Here is an 18,072-nt window from a genome sequence, read left to right as displayed (position 1 = left end):
ATTATTTTTTGGGGTAAACATCTTAATAATGAGTAATATAGTAGCCATAGTAGGACGACCAAATGTTGGAAAGTCAACATTCTTCAACCGTTTAATTAAGCGACGCGAAGCTATTGTTGACGCGGTGAGTGGCGTTACAAGAGATCGTCATTACGGTAAAACCGATTGGAACGGCAGAGAATTTTCTCTAATCGATACCGGTGGTTATGTATTGGGGAGTGATGATGTTTTTGAAGCAGAAATTGACAAACAAGTTGAAATAGCCATCGAGGAAGCTGATGCCATTATTTTTATGGTTGACGTTGAAACCGGTGTTACCGGTATGGATGAGGATGTGGCAAAATTGTTGCGCAAGGTTGAAAAGCCGGTATTTCTTGTGGTGAATAAAGTAGATAATGCCAACCGTGCTGCGGATGCCGTTGAATTTTACGCGCTTGGACTAGGCGATTATTACACCATTGCAAGTATTAACGGTAGTGGTACCGGAGATTTATTGGATGATCTTGTTGAGGCGCTACCTGAAAAACCTGAGGTTGAAGAAGATGCTTTGCCACGATTTGCAGTAGTAGGACGCCCTAATGCCGGAAAATCTTCATTTATAAACGCCCTGATTGGGGAAGATCGGTATATCGTAACCGATGTAGCGGGAACCACGCGTGATGCTATTGATACGAAGTACAATCGATTTGGATTTGAATTCAATTTGGTGGATACCGCTGGAATTCGTAAAAAATCGAAGGTAAAAGAAGATCTTGAATTTTACTCTGTAATGCGCAGTGTTCGTGCCATTGAACACGCCGATGTGTGTTTGATCGTTATGGATGCCACACGTGGTTTCGATGGCCAGGTACAAAATATTTTCTGGTTAGCTGAGCGGAATCGTAAAGGTATCGTGATCCTTGTGAACAAATGGGATCTCATTGAGAAGGATAATAAATCGCTTAAAGCTTATGAAAAGGCTATTAGGGCCCAGATGGAACCTTTTATTGATGTTCCAATAATTTTCATGTCGGCATTAACAAAACAACGGATCTTTAAAGCTATTGAAACGGCTGTTGAGGTTTATCAAAATCGTACAAAGCGTATTAAAACCAGTAAACTTAATGAGGTTATGTTGCCTTTGATAGAAGCCTATCCGCCACCCGCAAATAAAGGAAAATATATTAAAATTAAATATGTGATGCAGTTGCCAACACCACAGCCGCAATTCGCTTTTTTCTGTAATCTTCCACAATATGTCAAAGACCCTTACAAACGTTTTTTAGAAAATAAACTACGTGAAAACTTCGATTTTACAGGTGTTCCGGTTAGTGTTTACATGCGAAAAAAGTAAAACTTTAATATTTCTTTAAGAAACCACTTACATTTTAAAATATATATTTAAGCAAATATTTTGCAGTTTGGGTTATAAAATATATTAACTAACCTTCAAAAAGCATTAACCAATCATCAATCAATCATGCCCAAGTATTTTTTTGTCCTTTTTTTTCTGTTTTCAATTTCAGCATTCGCACAAAAACAAGATTTCAAAATTACCGGTAACATTATTTCCTCTGAAGACCAAGGTCCTTTAGAGTCTGCTACCATCTTTTTAGAAAAAATTCAGGATAGTAGTTTGGTAAGCTATACCATTTCAGATAGACATGGTGACTTCACCCTGGAAAATTCAACATCAAACACAAAGCTTCGCCTAAATATATCCTACATAGGCTTTAAAACTTACACCAGAATTATTCCAATTAATAAGCAAAATATTGTTCTGGATACCATAAACATGGCTGTTGATAATAATCAGCTGGATGCCGTGGTGATCGAATCTCGTGCGCCTATAACGGTAAAGAAAGATACTCTGGAATTCAATGTAAAGTCCTTTAAAACAAAAAAGGACGCTAATGTAGAGGATTTGTTGAAGTTATTGCCCGGGGTAGAAGTAGCCGATGATGGCTCTATAACCGTAAACGGGAAACCGGTAAATAAAATTTTGGTAAATGGTAAGCCCTTCTTTGGAAATGACCCTACCATAACCACACGAAATTTAACCAAGGAAATCATTGAAAAAGTTCAGGTGGTCGACACGAAAACCAAATCGCAGGCATTTACGGGCGAGGAGGGTGATGATGAAAATAAAACCATAAATCTTACGATCAAAAAAGAGAACAATAAAGGTGTTTTTGGTCGTGTTGCCGGAGGTGCAGGAACCGATAAACGCTATGAGTTCGCCGGGATGTTCAATCGTTTTAATAACGATAGGCGGATCAGTGTGCTTATGGGTGGAAACAATATCAATTCTCCCGGATTTAGTTTTGGTGAAATTCGAAAGATGTTTGGTTCTATGAACAATGTTCGTTTTAATCAGAACGGTTCTTTTGTAATCGATGGACGTGCTTTTGGAGGCGGTGAGGGCATTACCACGTCTAAAAATGGTGGTCTCAATTATGCCGATAAATTTGGAGAAAAAATAGATGTGAGTTCGGATTATTTTTTTGCCGGGAGTAGTTCAGAGAACAGATCAAATACCGAACGTGAAACGTTTTTACCTGACGGGAGTTTTTTTACCAATTCAAATTCAAATTCAATAAGTGATAATGAGAGCCATAGTGCTAATATGGCTTTTGATATCAAGGTGGATTCAACATTACTCATTAATATCAATCCTTCTTTTAGGTATAATAAATCGAAAACCGGATTTTCGAGAGATGAGGAAACTTTAGATGAAAATCAGACTTTAACCAATGCTTCAGCAACATCTTCCGAGGTTGAAAATATTGGGAAGAACTTTAGTAATCGTGTGACAGTTACCAAACGTTTTGGTAGTAATGGTGCTTATTTAAAATTTCAAATGAACAACGATATCTCAACACGAGACACGGATGATTATTTAATGACAGAGGTGGATATTTATGGTAATAATCCTGATACGACCATTCGTGATCAATATACCAATGGTGAAAATAAACAGAATGATATCGAAAGCTCAGTAAACTATAATATTCCTCTGATAGGCGATGCATTATTTTTTAATTTGGGTTATACCTATAGTAGAAATAATTCCACGGATAAGCAAAGTACTTTTGATAAGGATAATAACGACCGCTTTACGCAATTCAATTCTGATCTTAGTACCGATTTTGATTATACCAATGAAATGAAACGCCCTGAGGCGACGATTCGATTTCAAAATAAAATCTGGTCTGCCCGAGTACAAACGCGTTACCTATGGCGAACCTTAAGTAATAGTGACTTTTTACGCCCTCAATTAAATTTATCCAGAGATTTTGAAGCGTTGGAGGTTACATCTAATTTTCGATATAAAATAAGTTCAAAATCTTCATTTGGAATTGGGTATTTCCTGAATAATATTACACCACAATTAAACCAATTGCAAGCCTTTAGGAATGTTTCAAACCCATTAAACGTGATCATAGGAAATCCTGAACTTAAACCGACAAATTCACATTCGGTATATTTAAGCTTTAACGCTTTTAACTTTCAAGACCAAACAGGTTTCTACAGTTATCTTAATGGACGTGCTGAAAATAATGCCATCGTTCGGAAAACAACGGTAGATCAAAATTTTGTAAGAGAAACGACTTATGCCAATGTTAATGGTAACTATAGTTTTTATGGCAGCCTGGGATATAGTAAACAATTCAAATTAGACTCATTGAGAACCATCAAGGTGAATGTTGGTGTATTTGGAAATATCGGCAGAGATATCAATTTTAATAATGATATCCGGTATGCCAGTAAAAACTCAACGATAACCCCGCGAATGTATGTTACTTTTAACTGGAAAGATGTTTTTGAGATCACACCGAGATACCAATTGAATTTATCGAAGAATACCTTTGATATTGATGCTCTTAACGATCGCTCGTTTTTATATCATGACCTCACCCTAAGTACAGCTACCTTCGTGCCCAAAGGTTTGGAGTGGCGCAACGAAATTAAATATCTTTATAATCCTAACGTTGGACCCGGGTTTCAAAAAAGCAGTTGGTTCTGGAATTCCACCCTCGCATATTCTATTCTGAAGGATAAAGCAACCATTACCCTAAAGGCTTATGATATTTTAAACCAAAACACAAATGCGCGTCGTACGGCAACTCAGGATTACATTCAAGACTCTCAAAGTACGGTATTACGCCAGTATTTTATGTTTGGGTTTAGTTGGAAATTCAATAGTTTAGGTAAAAAAGGAGAAGTAAGGGATGATGTGTTTTACTTTCATTAACCTGTAATTCTACCAACCACCCGAGGCTCCGCCACCTCCAAAGCCTCCGCCGCCGAAACCGCCACCAAAGCCGCCTCCGCCTCCGGAACCGAAGCCTCCGCCGGAGCTTCCGCCAAAACCACCACGTCCGAGGTTGCTCAGAATAATAGCATCCCAAATGCTAAATCCACGACGTCTGTTACCACGGCCGCCACCGCCACGTCTGTTTTTAGAAATGGATAAAGCAATGACAATGAAGATTATAATGAGGATAAATCCGAATTTATTACCCTTTCGGGAATTTTTCTCATTATTTGGTACGCCTTTGTAGGTGCCAGTGAGTACTTCAAAAATAGCATCAGCACCACGGTTTAAACCGCCGTAATAATCACCTTTTCTAAAATAAGGAATAATGTCATTTTCAATAATTCGCTTGGATAAAGCATCCGTCAAATACGGTTCAATGCCATACCCTGTATTAATAGCTATTTTTCTATCATCTTGTGCTAACAGTATCAATATGCCATTATCCTCTTTGGCTTGACCAATGCCCCATTTTTCTCCCCACTGTGCACCGAGGTAATTAATATTTTCACCTTGTGTTGAGGCAATTATAGCGATTACTATTTGGGTTGATGTGGTATCGGAATACCGTATAAGTTTTTGTTCTAATTGTTTTTTCTGAGAAGCATCAAGAAGGTGGTAATAATCGTAAACACTGGTTTGAAAATCGGGTTTGTCCGGGATTTCATATTGAGCGGCTACCTTATTAAAAAGAAATAGGGTAGTGCACAAAAGTAAAATACGTGTTGTTTTTACTACTTGTTTTTTAATTGCTATGCCCGGCATAATTTTTATCCTTTAGAAATGGTGTTTGGTAATTCGTTTTCGTCGTCTTTTTGCCACGGAAAATAGGTTGCTAACTGTTCTCCGGATTTATCGATACCAGCGATAAGTCCTTCTTTAAATCGACCTGATTTAAAATGTGTTTCCATCAAATTTTTTGTAGTATCCCAAAAATCATCAGGAACAACATCATTAATGCCTTTATCCCCACATATCGCGAAGGTCTTGTCTTCAACAGCAAGGTAAATCAAAACACCATTTCGAAGTTGGGTTTGATTCATTTTTAGCAAATGGAATACTTCCAAGGCACGCTTGTAAGCATCGCCATTTGCTTTTTTTTCAATATGGATACGTATCTCTCCGGAAGTCTTTAATTCCGCTTTTTTGATAGCCTCAATTATGGCATCTTCTTCGGAAGGTTTTAAGATGTACTCCGTAGTTTTTGACATGCCTAATTATTAAAATCGAAATTTACATCCGGCGCTTTCTCAGCTCCGGCTTCTGCTTTAAAATAATCCATAGGATCAAAATTAAATATGCCGGCTAGAAGGGAATTAGGGAAACGTTTTACATGTCTGTTATAAATTTCAACAGCTTCATTATAACGATCTCTGGCCACATTAATCCTGTTTTCAGTACCTTCTAACTGACTTTGTAATTCAAGAAAGTTTTGATTCGCTTTCAAGTCAGGATAACGTTCCACGGTAACCAATAACCGCGATAAGGCAGAGCTTAATCCGCTTTGTGCCTCATTAAAAGCCGCTAATTTTTCAGGAGTTAAATTATTGGCGTCGATGGTTGTAGAGGTCGCTTTGGCACGAGCTTCTATAACTTGTGTTAATGTGCTTTTCTCAAAGTCAGCCGCACCTTTTACGGTATTTACTAAATTACCAATAAGGTCACTTCTTCTTTGATAACTGCTTTCTACATTGCCCCAGCTTCGGGTTGCTTTTTCTTTGTAATCAACAGCTGTGTTGTTAAAGCCTTTTGCCCAGGAATAAATTCCAAAGACCACAATAGCAACAATAATTAAAGGAAGCCATTTTTTCATGTTCGATTTGTTTAATGTTAATTTTTTTGTGTGTTAGGTATCTTATTAGTTGGTATCAAAATCAAAATGTTACATCTGATTTTTAATTTTGATTAACTCAGATTTGATATTTTCCAATTTATCAATAATCTCGAAAGTACTAAGGGCTTGTTTTTTTTCTTCTTTAAGATGCGTTTTGGCACCTTCCAGAGTAAATCCTCGTTCTTTTACCAAATGAAAAATAAACTTGAGATTTTTAATATCCTCCGGTGTAAACTTTCTGTTGCCCTTGGCATTTTTTTTAGGTTGGAGTACATCAAATTCCTTTTCCCAAAAACGAATTAATGAAGTATTCACTCCAAAAGCCCTGGCCACTTCGCCAATACCGTAATATCGTTTTTCTGGAAGGTCTATTTGCATTAATCTAAAGATTGGTTTTCTAAGCTGGCATGCTGTACCATTTTACTATATTCTTCAGCAGTTAAACTACCGTAATAGAAGTTTATGGGATTAATGCGCTTACCATCTTTAAAGATCTCGTAATGCACATGCGGACCGTCAGATCGTCCTGTACTCCCTACAAAACCTATCAAATCACCACGCTTTACTTTTTGATTACGCCGTACATTGAATTTGTACATATGTCCGTATAAAGTTTCGTAACCAAACCCATGATCTATACGAATGTGTTTACCGTAACCGCTTGCGCGTGAATCAGCACGTACTACAACCCCATCGCCTGTAGCGTAAATTGGCGTACCTCGTGGAGCAGCAAAATCCATTCCCCAGTGCATTTTTTTTGCTTTGGTAAAGGGGTCGGTTCGGATACCAAAACCAGAAGAAATGCGCGATAGATCTTCATTGCTTACTGGCTGAATCGCGGGAATAGCTGCAAGTAATTTTTCTTTTTCCGCAGCAAGCTTGGCAATTTCATCAAGAGATTTGGACTGCACCACGATTTCCTTTTGTAAAACATCCAGGCGCTTACTGCTTTGAATTATGAGTTTAGAATTATCGAAACCTTCAAGGTCTTTATATCGGTTTACCCCACCAAAACCAGCTTTGCGTTGTTCTTCCGGAATGGGATTAGCTTCAAAATAAACACGGTACAGATTATTATCGCGGTCTGCTACATCGGCCAAAACGGCTTCGGCATCATCCATTTTCTTATTCAGGATCTTATATTGCAATTGCATATTTTGCAATTCACGCTTTAAAGCTTTTTCCTTAGGCGATTCCACATATTGTCCCGCTATGAAAACAAATAAAAAGGCAAATAAAGCTGAAGCTAAAAGGAACATTACCGCATATTTGAATGTGGTTCTTTTGCGTCGTTCTATACGCTTATAGGATAATGTTTCAGAATCGTAATAATATTTTACCTTACTCATTAAATTATAGTATTTTTGCTGAAAAATAAGCTGCAATTATGCATCTTAACATTTAGCAAACGATGAAACTTTTTAATTCGTATTGTGAATATATTCCATAATACTTACTTGAAAAGCTTTTTTTACACGCTTGTCTTTAAAAAACAAGTTCGTAAAGATAATCATTGTTTCTCAAAATATACAAAATATCATAAAATAGGCAAGTAAGAAATACGAATGAGATCACAAGAAATTCGCTCTAAGTTTTTAAGTTTTTTTGAAGATAAACAACATACAGTGGTTCCTTCTGCACCCATGGTGGTAAAGAATGATCCAACTTTAATGTTCGTGAATTCCGGAATGGCCCCTTTTAAAGAGTATTTTTTGGGAAATGCAAAACCTAAAAGCAATCGCCTGACGGATTCACAAAAATGTTTAAGAGTTTCCGGTAAACACAATGATTTGGAGGAAGTAGGATACGATACCTATCATCATACCCTGTTTGAAATGTTGGGGAACTGGAGTTTTGGGGATTATTTTAAGGAAGAAGCCATCGCTTGGGCGTGGGAACTTTTAACGGAAATATTTGGGATTGATAAAGACATATTATATGTAACGGTTTTTGAAGGTGATGAAGAAGATGGTCTACCTATGGATACTGAAGCCTTTGATATTTGGAAAAATTATATTGCTGAGGATCGCATTTTAAAAGGAAATAAAAAGGATAATTTCTGGGAAATGGGCGATCAGGGACCCTGCGGCCCGTGTAGTGAGATTCATGTTGATATTCGCTCTGCGGAAGAAAAAGCTAAAATACCGGGTCACGAATTGATCAATCAGGATCACCCTCAGGTGGTTGAGATCTGGAATCTCGTATTCATGCAATACAACCGAAAAGCCAATGGTAAATTAGAAGTTTTACCAAATAAACATATTGATACCGGAATGGGCTTTGAGCGCCTGTGCATGGTGTTACAAGGAAAACAATCCAATTACGATACCGATGTTTTTACGCCTTTAATTAAGGAACTTGAAACCTTAACAGGAAAAGATTATGGTCTTGATGAAAAAACCGATGTAGCCATTCGCGTTATTGCAGATCATGTGCGCGCCGTGGCATTTTCTATTGCTGATGGACAGTTGCCGAGCAACACAGGAGCCGGTTATGTAATCCGACGCATTCTGCGCAGAGCCGTACGTTATGGTTTTACCTTTTTAGATCAAAAAGAACCCTTTATTTATAAATTGCTGGAAGTGCTAAGTAAACAAATGGGTGAAGCGTTTCCCGAGCTCAGAGAACAAAAGTCACTAATTCAGAATGTTATAAAAGAGGAGGAACACTCATTCCTAAGTACTTTGGATAGAGGAATTCAAATGCTTCAAGAGCATATAAGTTTTACCGATTTTGCCAAAGAAAAAGTAAATGCTATTAATGAAATCGAGAAAGTTGTTTCAGGAAAGACTGCATTCGAATTATACGATACTTTTGGATTTCCATTAGACTTAACTCAGCTCATTGCCAAGGAAAAAGGTTTTAGTGTTGATGTGGAAGAATTTAATTCCGAAATGAAAAAACAAAAAGACCGTTCTCGTGCAGCCGGTGAAATGAGTACTGATGACTGGACGATCTTAATGGAAGCTGCTGATGAATCATTCGTGGGTTATGATACTTTAGAATCTAACGTGCGTATAACGCGGTACCGAAAGGTAAGTTCGAAAAGAGGTGGTGATATGTATCAATTAGTTTTTGATACAACACCATTTTATCCTGAGGGTGGTGGACAGGTAGGTGATACCGGTTACCTGGAAGATGAGCACGGCGATGTCGTTTATATTACAGATACCAAAAAAGAAAATAACGTCATTATTCATTTTGCTAAAAACCTACCAAAGCATATTAATGAAAGCTTTAAGGCGATAGTAAACGAAACAGCGCGTTTCCGTACCGCTTGTAATCACAGTGCAACTCATTTATTGCATCAAGCCTTGCGTGAAGTTTTAGGAAACCATGTACAGCAAAAAGGAAGTGCGGTGCACGACAAGTATTTGCGCTTTGATTTCTCCCATTTTTCCAAAGTGACTCCGGAAGAATTGCAGGACGTTGAAAATTTTGTCAATGCTCGAATTGCTGAAAAGTTACCATTACAGGAACAGCGCAGTGTAGCAAAAGAAGAAGCCATTGCAGAAGGGGCTATGAGTTTATTTGGTGAAAAATATGGCGATAACGTAAGAACCATTCGATTTGGAAAATCCATTGAACTTTGCGGCGGTACTCATGTTCAGAACACCGGTGAAATATGGCATTTTAAAATACTTTCTGAGGGCGCTGTAGCTTCTGGCATACGTCGTATTGAAGCCATTACAAATGCAGCAGCTAAAGATTTTTTCCTTGAAAATAGTCAGGCCTTCGCTGAAGTAAAGTCATTGTTGAATAATGCTAAGGATCCGGTTAAGGCGGTAAAACAATTACAAGACGAGAATACCGACCTGAAGAAGGAAATTGAGTCTTTATTAAAAGAGAAGGCAGGTAATATCAAGGATGGTTTAAAAGATGAACTACAGGAGATTAACGGCGTTAAGTTTTTGGCTAAAAAACTGGATTTGGATGCGGGTGGATTAAAAGACGTTGCATTTGAATTGGGAAATCAGTTTGATAACGCCCTTTTATTATTTGCTTCGGAACAAGAAGGTAAAGCCTTGTTAAGCTGTTATATTTCTAAGCCTTTGGTTGAAAAGCGAAATCTTAATGCAGGGCAGATCGTTCGTGAGTTAGGGAAATTTATTCAGGGCGGTGGAGGCGGACAAGCATTTTTCGCTACCGCAGGCGGAAAAAACCCGGATGGTATTCCTGATGCACTGGAGAAAGCCAAAGGATACATCGAGTAACACATCTCCATTTTTTTAATGTTATTATGAAACTTCAGACCAAAATACCTTTAAAACAGGCGTCAAATCTGATAGATTATGATTCCCGTTTGGTGTTTTTAGGGTCTTGTTTCTCTGAAAATATCGGACAAATATTTTCGGATTATAAATTTCAAATGGTTCAAAATCCTTTTGGGATTTTATTTCACCCGGCCGCCATCGAACGCTTTTTACAACGAGCCGTTGAGGATTATCAATTTGATTCAAAAGATGTGTTTCAACATAATGAACGGTGGCATAGTTTTGATGCTCATTCGCGTTTAAGTCAGCCTCATCAGGAAGAACTTATTCAAAACTTAAATTCGGAAAGTAATTCCGCGAAAGCGGCAATTAAAAAGGCAACGCATGTTTTTATCACTTTAGGAACGGCCTGGGGATACCTCTTAAATGAAACCCATAGTTTGGTAGCCAATTGCCATAAACTTCCTCAAAAGAACTTTACCAAGGTGCTTTTTAGTGTCGACGAGGTAAAGGAATCATTGGCTAAAAGCGTCAAGGCTATTAGATCTTTAAATGAAAAAGTTTCCATAATTTTTACCATTTCACCGGTGCGTCATTTAAAAGACGGCTTTGTTGAAAATATGCAAAGTAAGGCTCATTTGATCAGTGCTGTTCATCAAATGAAATCTGAGGGTGTTTTTTATTTTCCTTCCTATGAAATCGTAATGGATGAATTAAGGGATTATCGTTTTTATAGTGAAGATATGATTCATCTGAATAAGATCGGTATCGACTATATTTGGGAGCGCCTCATATCGGTTTGGCTTTCGCCGGAAGCGGAAAAAACTATGGAAGCCATTTTAAAAATACAAAAAGGCTTGCAACATATTCCTTTCAATGCTGATTCCAGGGCACATCAGGAATTTCTTCAAAAATTAGAAACCCAAAAGGCTGCATTACAAAAACGCTATAAGCATTTGAAATTTTAAGACCTTACAAAGCGATCCAATCGGAGCGAATCTTACCTAATTTACATTTTTCCATATTTTTTTCCTTTAATTAAGTATAAAATGTGGTTCATTGAGGATTCCCGTAATACAGTACAAAACAATTTATATAATTTTACTCTCGTAATAAAGAATTAAAGTTTTTAAAATTATAGTTATCAATAAATTAATTAAAAATCGCTTAAAACCTTTTTTGCCCCAAATCAAAACCACCATTATGAAAAAAAATCTCTCAAGTATTGTCTTTTTTGTAGCCCTAAAGAACACAATAGTCCAAAAAGATTTAATTACAAGTAAAACACCTAACCTATCGAGATTATCTGAAATTTTATTTTCTAAAGGAAGAAACGCTGTGATTGACAACATTATGAATCGATTCGGCATTTTTGGGAATTTTCAGCCCGGGGTATAGCCTACTGCCCCGGAAGTCTCGAACCTTGTTTAAGGAACCAAAAACAATGGAATTGAAAGGGATTATCGATAAAACGTTACCCAGTTTCCAAATCCTGTTTTGACTGAACCCTGTTTAGTGTGTAAAGTTGTTATTGAAGAAAGCATTCACATTTTTATCAACAGCATCCATCTACAGGGGTTAATTTCAGTAAAATTTAGTTATCCATAAAGGCTTCTGTTTTCTCTAATAACCTTCCCTCGGGTGAGTTTTCCGGAGCCTTTAACTAAAAAAGTATGCGATAAAAAAAATTATGAAAAATTAAATTTTTAAAATTAAACCTATGAAATAGAAAATGATCTATGAGAAAGTAATTGCTATTATTCTCTCTGAAACACTCCCAGCCCTTAACCGCGAATTAAATAGGCTTTGAAAATACCTTTCCTGTTTGTCGCCCCCAATTTTCGAAGTTATAAGCTACCATAGTTATAGTTATCAATATCTGAAAATTCGAAAGCAGGAGATCCTGATGATCGGTTTTAGATCGTCGCTCCTAAATAATTCGAATTATTTTTTGTAGTAGCTTACGCGGGACAAAGGGCTGTAGCGAGTGTTAAAATTTTGCGATTAAACTTTTTTTATAACATTTAATCGAAAATTTATCGGAGATACGGGTTTTTCAACTAAATTCATTCCGCTATTAATCAGTTCATATTAAAACACCAGGCTCTAAACGTTCGTTTAAGTCTGGTGTTTTTTGTTTTTAGAAACTCTTCCTAATGGTTTTTTTAAGCTTAATAAGACTTAATGTTTTGGTAACTTTTAATTAATGCATTCTCTTGAAAATTCCATTAGTTTTGAATAACTAAATATTGAGTTAGTTTAGTTTTATACATTAGTTTAGGCTTCAACTGTCGAAGAAAACTAATGTTTTTTTTGCTTTAATATTAAGCTCTTTCTTTTTTAATAGGTTTTTAACTTTTATGTATCTTCATACCTTTAAAACCACGATAATTTTAAAACATGGATCAACCCTATGTCACTTTAGAAAATAAAAATGGTATTGGATTCGTGGAGTTTTTTCACCCCAATAAAAATGCTATGCCTACCAGCATTTTAAGTGATTTGGCTTCAACGATTAAGAAGGCTGATGCCGATGAGACCATCAAAGTTCTGGTATTGCAAAGTGGTGGCGATAGAACCTTTTGTGCCGGAGCTAGTTTTAATGAGTTGGTGGCTATTGAAGATTCTGAAACCGGGGAGCGCTTTTTTTCCGGTTTCGCCAATGTGATCAATACCATGCGACGTTGTTCTAAATTGATTATTGGCAGGGTGCAGGGTAAGGCCGTTGGCGGTGGTGTAGGACTTGCAGCAGCTACAGATTATTGTTTGGCTTCTAAATATGCTTCCATTAAACTTAGTGAGTTAAGTATTGGTATAGGGCCTTTTGTAATTGAACCGGCTGTTTCAAGAAAAATGGGTAAAACGATTATGGCCCAAATGACCTTGAATGCTGAGGCCTTTTATTCTGCAGATTTTGCTGAAAAAAATGGGCTTTATGCCGAAGTGTTTGAGACTAAAAAAGAACTTGATGATGCTGTCTTTACCTTAGCTGAAAATCTTAGCAAATATAATCCGGAGGCTTTATCTGAAATGAAACGTGTTATTTGGGAAGGTACCGATAACTGGGATAGCCTGCTTTCTGAAAGGGCTAAAATTAGTGGCAGGTTAGTGTTAAGTGGTTTTACTAAAAACACCTTGAAGCGTTTCAAAAAATAGACCATTAAACCTTTACTTTTTCTTTAATGATACTTAAACCGTCATCAATGAGATGTCCTATTTGTGGACGTTCTTGTTTAACGGCTTCCAGGTGGTCAAGAATTTGTTCGCACAAATGTGTTTCCTGAGCTTCAAAAGCTAATTCGTAAAGTTCTATACTGAGGAGCCAATCTTTTGGAAATTTATTTATAAGCTGCTCCAGTACCTTGGTTCTTGAAATAGTTTTGTTTTTACCCTCACGATAATCACGAACCTGTTGATACAGATTTTCAAGCTCTATACGTTCCGGAGATTTTTTCGGTTTAATGGTTTGCGAGGATACTTTATGTGTAATGAGATCAAAGCTATTAACATCTGCTGGACCGGCAAAAGCCGAAACGACCTCTTTTCCGACAGCCATATCGTAGGTGCCCCATTCCGGTTTAAAGAGTATCGTGTTTTGATGTGTTACCGTGCAATTTTTAAAACTTATTAAAATGATTTTACCTTGTAAATTGCGTTTTCCTGTGATAATTTCACCGGTAACAGTAATGCCGCCCTCAAATTCTAAACTTACTTGTTGTTCCTCATAAATAGCATAGGCAGCCAGGTCGCGCGGACTCATATCTTCAATAGCCAGGTTGATACCTTTTAGTTTTCCAATAGGCGATCCAAAACCTCTAAGATGCGTTTGCTTGCCATGACCAACCAATTCTTTTTCGCGGTAAGAAAGTGCAGTTTCTCCGGTTGTTTGAACGTAAATAGGCTTGCCATTTTCTTCAATAACATCCGTGAAGGTTCCGGAAATTTGTAATCCGGTACTAAGTTCTATGGTTCCCAAAGCCTTCGATTGTATCAATTTGTTTATACCGCTCAATCCGCCTTTACGCAGGGCCATAGTATTTGCAAATTCCTCCAAAACTAAACTTAAACGGGCAAAATCGGGAGTTACATAAAGTTGTGGTTGTGGTTTTGTAATATCAAAATCTTGATAGGCGGCTTCAATGGTGTAAGGTAATTTTTTAACTTCATCTGTCATACACCATTTACTTTCACCAATAGAAGAAAGTAATCCGGCACCGTAAATTTTAGGTTGTTCTATGGTTCCGATCAGGCCATATTCAACGGTCCACCAATGTAAATTTCTAATCAAAGCCATTTCACTGGGTTCGCCCATGTTATTTTGAAGGTCGTCCACTTTTTTTTCAGCGGCTTCTATATCCTTTTGGGGGGTGTCTTCCGCTTCCTTAATGATCGAAAGATGACGCACTGCTTCATACAATTCGTAATCTTTAGCCGAGGAAATCGCTTTACAACCAATTTCCCCAAACCGTCTTAAATATTCTGCATACTCCGGGTTTGCAATAATAGGCGCATGTCCGGCACCTTCATGAATGATGTCTGGCGCAGGCGTATATTCAATATGTTCTAACTGGCGAATATCGCTAGCAATAACCAAAACATTGTAAGCTTGAAATTCCATAAACGCATTGGGCGGTATAAAACCATCAACAGCCACAGCTGCCCAGCCAATTTCCTTTAAAATACGGTTCATGCCGTACATATTAGGAATGTGGTCGATGGAGATGCCTGTTTGTTTTAACCCTTCTAAATATGATTTGTGTGCTACCCGGCTTAAAAAACTCACATTTTTCCGCATCACATAACGCCAAACCGCCTGATTGATTGCGGAATAATGTTCATAGTTTTGAGGTTTAATGAACTGCTTTAAATGCTTGGGTAAGCGATCTAATATTGGATTGGATTCAATTGCAGTATTCATTTTTTCAGGGGTTTTATCACGAGTAAAAATAAAAATTTCTTTATTCAACTTAGAATTTAATGAAAATTTTTAACAAAAGAATATATTTCAATAGATTTCATTTAAAGTCATTTGTAGACATAAAAAAAGCAATTCTCAAAGAATTGCTTTTTATTATTTATTGCATTTTGTTTGGTGGATATTTCTCCATGATCTTCGCCACAAATTCTTTTATCCGTTCCTCTTTTTTATTCATGTTTTTGGGTAAATAACCGGTACCCATACCTTGCCAAACCAATTCTTTTTTCTGGGCACTTATCAGATCAATATATAAATGGCCTTGAACACTGGTTGATACATTTGGTTGATTCCAGTTATATCCCCAGCCCCAGGGTCCGTAACCACCCCAGCCCCAACGGCCATAGCCCCAGGCATTATTATAAACGTCAACACGTTGTTGCGATTTAGTAAAGATACTTACCAAAAGGTCCGGGTTTTCAGATTTTGTAAGGCCTTTTGCCAGAAGTTCGTGTTCTATAGCTCTTAAAATTCGGCGTTTATCCAAATCATTTATTTCTGCTTTATCAATACCTGTTTTGAAAAAAGCGAAAGTTTTGAACTGATTAAAATCTGCATTGGTATCGTAGTCTGATGCAACGCGAATACTACTGCAGGAACTCATGGTTATTAAAGTAATAACAAGGACTAATGGTTTAAATAAAGTTTTCATAGCTAAATATTTTGCTTGGCTCTAAAAATGAGTGGTTTATAAAAAGTTAACATATTGTATGGCCACAATAATCATACCAACCAGAGGATTTAAACCAGCCTTATCTTTGGTTAGTTTTTTTATCAAATCCATACGGGCAATGTCTACAACCGCTTTCACAGCAATATCCGCGCTTTAGTAGATATTGTTCGGTAAAGCACCTGTAACCTTCCGGGGTCCAATAATAATCACCCTCCTCAAGTGGTAAAATCCGTTTCATAGTTATACAAAGATACTGTAATTTTGAACAAAAAGGAATGGTAATAAAATAGGTTTATCTCAGGCTATTCTATTAATGATGAAGTTATTATATTGTTCTTAATTAAGGAAGAAAAGGTGGAAACCAAATTGAATTATATCGAAAATCAGGAGATTAAACTACCTACGGGATCACAGGTTCGGCTATTTATGAAGCGGGAAGATCAAATTCATCCCTTTGTTTCTGGAAATAAATTCAGAAAATTAAAATACAATCTGTTTGAAGCTAATTCTTTTGGTTTTAAAACACTTCTAACTTTTGGAGGCGCTTTTTCAAATCACATTGCCGCCACTGCAGCAGCAGGAAAAATTCATGGGTTTAATACCATAGGCATAATTAGGGGAGAAGAATTGGCTTCTAAAATAAGTTCAAATCCTACCCTTAAGTTTGCTCAGGATCAAGGTATGCGGCTGCATTTTGTTTCGCGTGAAGCGTATAGAAATAAAATTTCAAAACCTTTTTTAGCTGATCTAAAATCAAGATTTGGTACATTTTATACCATTCCGGAAGGCGGTACAAATGGTTTAGCCATAAAAGGTTGTGAGGAAATATTAACTGCTCAAGACAAGGACTTCGATTATATCTGCTGTGCTGTGGGTACCGGTGGAACAATTTCCGGGATTATTAATGCTTCCGAAGCCCAGCAGCAAATTCTGGGATTTCCCGCTTTGAAAGGCGATTTTTTAAGCACTATTATTAGTAAATTTGCAAACAAAACAAATTGGGATTTAAACACGGACTATCATTTTGGAGGCTATGCTAAAATAAATGAAGGTCTGGTTGAGTTTATAAATCAGTTCAAAGCTGAACAAGGCATTACGCTCGACCCAGTGTATACCGGTAAAATGCTTTTTGGCATTATGGATTTAATTGAAAAAGGATTTTTTCCAACCGATTCGAAGATCCTGGCAATCCATACAGGAGGTTTGCAGGGCATAGAAGGCATGAACTTAAAATTAAAAAAGAAAAATTTACCATTAATAACCTGATACTATGAAACGACTTTACCTTTTGTTTTTAATGGGTGTTTTAGCCTTCAGCTGTAAATCCAGAAAGACTATTTCCGATCGAAATCATCAAAACGAAAAACCTGTTGTGGTAATAAGCTCCGAAGATAATTCTAATGAAAACAATAATACTCAAGTCGAAACTCCTAAGGCGTATACCAGTGCCACTGAAAAATATATTGCTGATTATAAAGTAACCGCTCAGCACGAAATGGAACTTTACGGGATCCCTGCCAGTATTACACTGGCTCAGGGTATTTTAGAATCCGGTTCAGGCGAGGGACGTCTTTCTGTGGAAGCCAATAATCATTTTGGTATAAAATGTCATGGATGGACAGGTAAAAAAATCTATCATGATGATGATGAAAAGCACGAATGTTTCAGAAAATATAATGATGCAAAATATTCATTCAGGGATCATTCCTTGTTTCTTTCGGAACGTAAACGCTATGCTGACCTTTTCAAATTAAAAAAAGGAGATTACAAGGGGTGGGCTAAAGGCTTGAGAGAGGCCGGCTATGCAACCGACCGAAGATATCCTCAAAAATTGATTGCACTTATTGATCGTTACCAACTTCATAATCTGGACAGAGAAGTTTTAGGTGATGATTATGAACGCCATGTGGAACCTTCTAATCCTAATGAAACCGTTTATACAGTTTCTAAAGGAGATACCCTGTATTCGATAGCAAAAAAATACAACACAACCGTAGAGAACATCCAAAGAACAAATAACTTACCCGGTACAACAATTAGTATCGGACAACAATTAGTAATAAATTAATAGATAAAACA

General features: G+C 37.1%; 16 protein-coding genes. 7 read left to right on the top strand and 9 right to left on the bottom strand.

The window, feature by feature from the left end; genetic code table 11:
* Nucleotides 1–28: 28 nt before the first annotated feature.
* Both der and ABD682_RS00185 read left to right on the top strand, forming a co-directional pair.
* Nucleotides 29–1,333 (top strand): ribosome biogenesis GTPase Der, encoded by a 1,305-nt coding sequence (gene der / locus ABD682_RS00190; RefSeq protein ID WP_344737718.1) that lies wholly within the window; start codon nucleotides 29–31, stop codon nucleotides 1,331–1,333.
* Between the two features lie 126 nt (nucleotides 1,334–1,459).
* On the top strand, nucleotides 1,460–4,234 hold the full coding sequence (locus tag ABD682_RS00185) for an outer membrane beta-barrel protein (RefSeq protein WP_344737716.1): 2,775 nt from the start codon (nucleotides 1,460–1,462) through the stop codon (nucleotides 4,232–4,234).
* Between the two features lie 9 nt (nucleotides 4,235–4,243).
* Here ABD682_RS00185 and ABD682_RS00180 read toward each other — a convergent pair whose 3' ends face one another.
* From ABD682_RS00180 to ABD682_RS00160, 5 genes are all read right to left on the bottom strand, one after another.
* Nucleotides 4,244–5,062, bottom strand: a complete 819-nt coding sequence (locus ABD682_RS00180) for a TPM domain-containing protein (protein ID WP_344737714.1) — start codon at nucleotides 5,060–5,062, stop codon at nucleotides 4,244–4,246.
* Between the two features lie 5 nt (nucleotides 5,063–5,067).
* Entirely contained in the window at nucleotides 5,068–5,508 is a 441-nt protein-coding gene (locus ABD682_RS00175; RefSeq protein WP_344737712.1) for a TPM domain-containing protein, read from the bottom strand.
* Nucleotides 5,509–5,510: 2 nt separating this feature from the next.
* The gene (locus tag ABD682_RS00170; RefSeq protein ID WP_344737710.1) at nucleotides 5,511–6,110 is read right to left on the bottom strand and encodes a LemA family protein; all 600 of its coding nucleotides are present in this window, start codon (nucleotides 6,108–6,110) and stop codon (nucleotides 5,511–5,513) included.
* A gap of 69 nt (nucleotides 6,111–6,179) precedes the next feature.
* Nucleotides 6,180–6,509: a MerR family transcriptional regulator gene (locus ABD682_RS00165; protein ID WP_344737708.1), complete on the bottom strand. Its 330-nt coding sequence runs from the start codon at nucleotides 6,507–6,509 to the stop codon at nucleotides 6,180–6,182.
* Complete coding sequence (locus tag ABD682_RS00160; protein WP_344737706.1) at nucleotides 6,509–7,480, bottom strand: M23 family metallopeptidase; 972 nt, start codon at nucleotides 7,478–7,480, stop codon at nucleotides 6,509–6,511. The genes ABD682_RS00165 and ABD682_RS00160 overlap by 1 nt, the downstream gene beginning before the upstream one ends.
* 216 nt (nucleotides 7,481–7,696) lie before the next feature.
* On the opposite strand from ABD682_RS00160, the gene alaS reads away from it, so the two are divergent.
* The 3 genes from alaS (at nucleotide 7,697) to ABD682_RS00145 (ending at nucleotide 13,501) form a co-directional block, all read left to right on the top strand.
* Entirely contained in the window at nucleotides 7,697–10,345 is a 2,649-nt protein-coding gene (gene alaS, locus ABD682_RS00155) for an alanine--tRNA ligase (protein ID WP_344737704.1), read from the top strand.
* Between the two features lie 26 nt (nucleotides 10,346–10,371).
* On the top strand, nucleotides 10,372–11,313 hold the full coding sequence (locus ABD682_RS00150) for a GSCFA domain-containing protein (RefSeq protein WP_344737702.1): 942 nt from the start codon (nucleotides 10,372–10,374) through the stop codon (nucleotides 11,311–11,313).
* 1,432 nt (nucleotides 11,314–12,745) lie between these two features.
* Nucleotides 12,746–13,501 (top strand): enoyl-CoA hydratase/isomerase family protein, encoded by a 756-nt coding sequence (locus tag ABD682_RS00145; RefSeq protein ID WP_344737700.1) that lies wholly within the window; start codon nucleotides 12,746–12,748, stop codon nucleotides 13,499–13,501.
* A gap of 4 nt (nucleotides 13,502–13,505) precedes the next feature.
* On the opposite strand, the gene ABD682_RS00140 is transcribed toward ABD682_RS00145, so the two are convergent.
* The 4 genes from ABD682_RS00140 to ABD682_RS00125 form a co-directional block, all read right to left on the bottom strand.
* Nucleotides 13,506–15,263, bottom strand: a complete 1,758-nt coding sequence (locus ABD682_RS00140) for an aromatic amino acid hydroxylase (RefSeq protein WP_344737698.1) — start codon at nucleotides 15,261–15,263, stop codon at nucleotides 13,506–13,508.
* A 157-nt stretch (nucleotides 15,264–15,420) separates the two neighbouring features.
* Entirely contained in the window at nucleotides 15,421–15,972 is a 552-nt protein-coding gene (locus ABD682_RS00135) for a DUF4136 domain-containing protein (protein WP_344737696.1), read from the bottom strand.
* Between the two features lie 36 nt (nucleotides 15,973–16,008).
* Complete coding sequence (locus ABD682_RS00130) at nucleotides 16,009–16,131, bottom strand: hypothetical protein (protein ID WP_344740819.1); 123 nt, start codon at nucleotides 16,129–16,131, stop codon at nucleotides 16,009–16,011.
* Entirely contained in the window at nucleotides 16,073–16,231 is a 159-nt protein-coding gene (locus ABD682_RS00125; protein ID WP_344737694.1) for a C1orf53 family protein, read from the bottom strand. Before ABD682_RS00125 ends, ABD682_RS00130 begins: the two co-directional genes overlap by 59 nt.
* A 128-nt stretch (nucleotides 16,232–16,359) precedes the next feature.
* On the opposite strand from ABD682_RS00125, the gene ABD682_RS00120 reads away from it, so the two are divergent.
* Nucleotides 16,360–17,259 (top strand): 1-aminocyclopropane-1-carboxylate deaminase/D-cysteine desulfhydrase, encoded by a 900-nt coding sequence (locus tag ABD682_RS00120; protein ID WP_344740785.1) that lies wholly within the window; start codon nucleotides 16,360–16,362, stop codon nucleotides 17,257–17,259.
* A gap of 4 nt (nucleotides 17,260–17,263) precedes the next feature.
* Nucleotides 17,264–18,061: a glucosaminidase domain-containing protein gene (locus tag ABD682_RS00115; RefSeq protein WP_344737692.1), complete on the top strand. Its 798-nt coding sequence runs from the start codon at nucleotides 17,264–17,266 to the stop codon at nucleotides 18,059–18,061.
* The last annotated feature ends 11 nt before the right edge of the window (nucleotides 18,062–18,072 follow it).

The sequence above is a fragment of the Gaetbulibacter aestuarii genome, from assembly GCF_039537665.1.
GTDB lineage: Bacteria > Bacteroidota > Bacteroidia > Flavobacteriales > Flavobacteriaceae > Gaetbulibacter_A > Gaetbulibacter_A aestuarii.
Note: the sequence above shows the minus strand (reverse complement) of the source record. Positions and strands in the feature narration are given on the sequence as shown.